Source organism: Novipirellula herctigrandis (assembly GCA_007859835.1).
In the GTDB taxonomy this organism is placed as follows: Bacteria; Planctomycetota; Planctomycetia; order Pirellulales; family Pirellulaceae; genus Novipirellula_A; species Novipirellula_A herctigrandis.
In genome coordinates, this window is record SJPJ01000001.1 from 84,446 (window position 1) to 88,409 (window position 3,964).

General features: G+C 55.0%; 4 protein-coding genes. 3 read left to right on the forward strand and 1 reads right to left on the reverse strand.

Annotated elements, in window-relative coordinates:
* Both CA13_RS34430 and CA13_RS00350 read left to right on the forward strand, forming a co-directional pair.
* Positions 1-193, forward strand: a 193-nt coding sequence (locus CA13_RS34430) for a hypothetical protein (RefSeq protein WP_419193752.1), incomplete at its 5' end; no start/stop codon positions are given.
* Between the two features lie 25 nt (positions 194-218).
* Positions 219-701: a hypothetical protein gene (locus CA13_RS00350; protein ID WP_146393742.1), complete on the forward strand. Its 483-nt coding sequence runs from the start codon at positions 219-221 to the stop codon at positions 699-701.
* A 216-nt stretch (positions 702-917) separates the two neighbouring features.
* Here the strand turns inward: CA13_RS00350 and CA13_RS00355 are convergent, their stop codons facing one another.
* The gene (locus CA13_RS00355) at positions 918-2,255 is read right to left on the reverse strand and encodes an IS110 family RNA-guided transposase (RefSeq protein WP_146403238.1); all 1,338 of its coding nucleotides are present in this window, start codon (positions 2,253-2,255) and stop codon (positions 918-920) included.
* 553 nt (positions 2,256-2,808) lie between these two features.
* Here CA13_RS00355 and CA13_RS00360 point away from each other — a divergent pair.
* A complete protein-coding gene (locus tag CA13_RS00360) occupies positions 2,809-3,294 on the forward strand; it encodes a hypothetical protein (protein WP_146393745.1) in 486 nt (161 codons plus the stop codon).
* Positions 3,295-3,964 lie beyond the last annotated feature (670 nt).

Here is a 3,964-nt window from a genome sequence, read left to right on the forward strand (position 1 = left end):
TTGTTCTGCTATCGGTGCGCTGTTGATGATTCCTTTGCGTCCGTTCGGTCCACAACGTCGTTTGTTGCTTTCACATTGGGACCTCGTTAAACTGATACTGCTAGGGAACGGACAACTGTCACCGAAGGGGCCGAAGGCTAAACTGACGGTGCTCGGTCGATTGATACATCATGGTGACTCGATCGGCGTTTAACCCAAATCCGTGCGATAACCATGTGATGCAACGGAGGACGGGTGGTCCGTTTTCTCGTCTGCTTGCAAGTCTTTCGCCCGTCCCCGCTGATCACTACCGTTATCCGACTGACGTGACTGCAAATTTGACCCAAATAGTAAATCCATACGAAGCTAACGCGATCACTGAACCTCGGTTGAAACGACTCCGGTTTTGGTGGTGGCCCGTTCTCGTTGGGTTCGCAATATCTCCGCTGAACATTCTGCTCGACATGGGTTACGGGATTCAGGTCATGCCAAGAAGTTGGTTGACTTTTCCGCTCGGCAGACCGCTCGCTGCCATGGGCATAGATGACGGGCAAGGTGGCGGCGTACTGTTCGGGCTGCAGTTTATCACGTACGCATTGATTCTTGCAGTTGCTAACCTTAACCGCGGACTACTTCGTGGTGCGGCCTGCGTGATTTCTCTGCACTTCCTGTCGTGTCTGACCGCCGAACCGCTGCTCGATCTCTTGCGGTGGCTCACGTAACTTTCCTACGTCGCTGCACTCGACCAAAGCGGCGGATCTCCAGGAACAACACCTTGAGGATTGCGGATCGGGTGTCGCTGATGTCTCTGAGTGCATTTTTTCCTCGCCGAAGCTGCTGTTTCGGGCTGTCATTCTTGTGTTTTGCAACGCTTTTTCGCTGGCAGCGCAGAGCGATAGCCTTCGCGATGTGAAGCTTCGGATGTTTGCTCCAGAAGGCTAAGCCGCCGGGCTCGGTGAGATATCGAAGCCCAGGTGCTCGGCTCGGCGACGTAAGCTGTTGACTTGTCGTTCACGGTACCTCGCATCGTACGCCTCAGCCCCAATGTCTCGGTACTCCCCGCCCTCTTTCAACATGGTGTAAATGATGATCGCTAGCTTTCTCGCTGTCGCTGTGATCGCACTGGGCGCTCCGTCTCTCGCCTTGATCCGGCGAACGTACGCTCCCAGGGCGCACTTGGATTGGATCAACGTTTGGGCACTGACACGCAGTGCTTGCGCCACTCGATTGCCACTGCGATGCGTTCGGCTCTTGCCTTTCTTCTGCTTCTTCCCGCCGGACTTGTTTAGCTCGGGGCACAGGCTCAGCCAACTGACGAAGTGATTCGCCGTCGGCCACGCCGACATGTCCAAGCCAATCTCCGAAACAATCTGCAATGCCGAGTGCTCGGCGATCCCGTCAATGGTCGTCAGGTCGGCACCCGTGAGCCGATGCAGGAGCGAACGTGAATCGAACTTGGGATCGTTGCCACGTTTGCTGCGTTGTTTGGATCGTGGAAGCTTGGGCAGCGGCTTGCCTCCGCTCTTGTCTTCCATCGAACCAAGGTACCTTTCAATGCACTCGTCCACTTCCGCAATCTTTTCGTGGTAGTAGCGATACAGCTCGACGGCCTGCTTGAGCGAGAACAGGTGCTCGTCGCGCCAGCTGCCCTGCAGTGCCAACGCGATCGTGGCCTCATCATTCTTGCAACGATCGTTGCGATGCCTGGCAAGCTTTTGAGGATCTCGCTCGCCCGCCAAGATCGCGTCGATGATTGCCAGTCCTGTCACACCACAAATATCGCTGATGACTTCCGTCAATTTCAGATTCATCTGCTCCATGGCTTTTTGCATGTGCTGAACATGCTGGGCAGCGTGCTTGACCAGCATCTCGCGTTGTCGCATGTAGCCTCGCAGCACGATGATGTCATCGGCGGGCCGGAACGAACCGGTCAGCAGTCCGAATGTGTGCAGCGTTTGAATCCACTGGCAATCCAGCACGTCGGTCTTGCGACGAAACTTCTTGATTTGACTTGGTTCGACCAAGATGACTTCAAATCCCTCTCGCTCAAGCAGTTCGAACAACGGGATCCAGTAGACTCCGGTGGACTCCATCGCAACGGTGGTGATCTGGCACTCCCTGAGCCAATCTGCGATGCCATGAAGGTCAGCGGTGAAGGCACCGAAACTGCGAACGTGGTTGGTTGGGTCTCGCTCTGCAGGCACGGCGACGAAGTGAACCCCCGAAGCGATGTCGATCCCGGCAGCATTCAGGTTGACCTGCTTGAGCGAGTTGATGTTTTCCGGGGCGTTGTCGACGGGAAGTCCGCCACGTCGTCGAGTCTTCCGTTTGGAAGTGACCGGGCGAGCGGTGAGCGGCTTTTTGTTTCCGCTGACGCCTCGCTTGTTTTTTCGTTTCTTACGTGACACAATGAAGTCTCCTTGGCCGAGTTTGACTGAGGAAGTTAAAACGCACGGATCGGGCGTACTGAGCTTGAAGTGATTAGGTTCTCCAACGAGGTCGTGCGAGTCGGCTTTGGCCAATTCGCGTGCCATCAATGCCAACGCCAAGAGCTCAGCAGGGCCAAGATAACCAGCGGGCTATGGGACACTTAATGCGTCCCACGCACCAATCCGCAGACGGCCTCCGCGACCCGATCCGTGCCCTCTCTTTTTCGCATCCCATCACAACCAATTCAAGTAAAAACACTGTTCCTCCCAGGCCTCCTCTTCGCGCGCGAAGTTAGTCAGATAACCATCGCATGCAACGGAGGACGGGTGGTCCGTTTTTTGGTCTGCTTGCAAATCGTTCGCCCGTCCCCGCTGATGCGTACCGTTACCCGACTGAATCATGAAGCTCCCCACATCCGCAACGTTTGCTCTGCTCCTTGCATCGACGCCGGTTCTTGCCGACGAAGTACGGTCTGACGTTGCACTTGGGTTCTACACTTGCAACGTTGATGCGGAAGCTATCGCGAACGCCCCTCAATGGACGGACCAAAGTCATGATCCACCACTCTCGATGCTCGAGGCGATACGTGCTGCAAAAGCAAGACTTAAGACACTGCCAGCAAACGACGAACCGGTCGACTGGATTCTGCATCGCGTGACACTTGTGCGCAAGAACGCCACTGGCTGGTACTACATTTCCACATTCCGCAGCAAACTCCGTCTTGATCCACCAGATGGTCGCGGGCGGTTGACCTCCGGATCCAACCCTTACCGAACGCCGCGCGACATCAATATTCCCGTGCTAATGAATGGTTCCGTGCCAAAGATTGCGATCCATCGACACACTGACACAATGTTAAAATTGCTCGACGATCTCAAACTGTAGAACGGCGGGTAACCATGTGATCCAACGGAGGACGGGTAGTCCGTTTTCCCGTCTGCTTGCAAGTCGTTCGCCCGTCCCCGCTGATCACTGCCGTTATCACACTCCGGGCGATTGATGCTCTGCTATGGGTGCGCTGTTGATGATCCCTTTTCGTCCGTTTGGTCCACAACATCGTTTGTTGCTTTCAAATTGGGACCTCGTTAAACTGATCCTGCTAGGGAACGGACAACCGTCACCGAAGGGGCCGAAGGCTAAACGGACGGTGCTCGGTCGATTGATACATCATGGTGACGCGATCGGCGTTTAACCCAAATCCGTGCGATAACCATGTGATTCAACGGAGGACGGGTGTTCCTTTTTTCCGTCTGCTTGCAAGTCGTTCGCCCGTCCCCGCTGATCACCGCCGTTATCACACTCCGGGCGATTGTTGTTCTGCTATCGGTGCGCTGTTGATGATCCCTTTGCGTCCGTTTGGTTCACAACGTCGTTTGTTTTTAAATTGGGACCTCGTTAAACTGATACTTCTAGGGAATGGACAACCGTCACCGAAGGGGCCGAAGGCTAAACGGACGGTGCTCGGTCGATTGATTCATCATGGTGACTCGATCGGCATTTAACCCAAATCCGTGCGATAACCATGTGATGCAACGGAGGACGGGTGGTCCGTTTT